The organism is Streptomyces milbemycinicus (assembly GCF_002154605.1).
Lineage (GTDB): Bacteria > Actinomycetota > Actinomycetes > Streptomycetales > Streptomycetaceae > Streptomyces > Streptomyces milbemycinicus.
The window spans coordinates 1-780 of record NZ_MUNE01001242.1; the positions used below are offsets into that span (position 1 = coordinate 1).

Annotated in this window: 1 protein-coding gene; it reads right to left on the reverse strand. The window is 70.6% G+C overall.

What is annotated here, in order from left to right:
* Window positions 1-113: 113 nt before the first annotated feature.
* On the reverse strand, window positions 114-780 hold a 667-nt coding region (locus tag CCN51_RS52380; protein ID WP_107426325.1), incomplete at its 5' end, for a flavin reductase family protein.

Genomic DNA, 780 nt, shown 5'->3' on the forward strand with positions numbered 1-780 from the left:
GGTCAGGATGTTGACGGCCGCCGGCAGGTGGGCCATCGCCTCCCGGAAATCGGCCTGGCTGGGGGTCAGGGTCACGGCGGTGCCGCTCCTCTCCTGGTTCGGTTCGGACTGGCTCACCACAGCTCGACCACCAGCCGTGGTGACCTCGCGCGCGAGACACAGGCGGCGATCTGGTCTCCGGCCGCTTTCTCCTTGGCGGACAGGCAGTGGTCGCGGTGATCGGGTTCACCTTCGACGACCCGCAGGACACAGGTTCCGCAGATGCCTTCGCGGCAAGAGGTCTCCAGCGGGACGCCGTTCTCCTCCAGTACGTCCGCGATGCTCTTCCCGGGTGGCACGGTGAAGACCTCGCCGGTGTCCAGCTCGACTTCGAAGCCGTCGTCGGCCCCGTTGTCCGCCGGTGTCCCCGCCTGGAACGGCTCGGAGTGGATCTGATCCTCGGGCAGGCCGCGGGCCGCGAGGGCGCGGACCTGTGCCATGAAGCTCTCGGGCCCGCAGGCGTACACATGCGCGTCGGCCGGAAGCCCTGCCAGCGCTCCCGTCAGTTCGCGGGCCACGGCCTGCCGCCCGGCCCCGAAGCGGCGGACGACGCGATCGGCGAAGGCGGACTTCTCCAGCAAACCGGCGAAAGCCGCCTCGGCCCGGCTCCGCGCCACGTAGTGCAGCCGGAACTCGGCTTTCCGGGCGTGCAGTTCGTATGCCATCGCCAGCAGGGGCGTGATCCCGATCCCGGCCGCCACCAGGTGGTGCTCCCCCGCTTCCGGGGCCAGGCCGAACAGC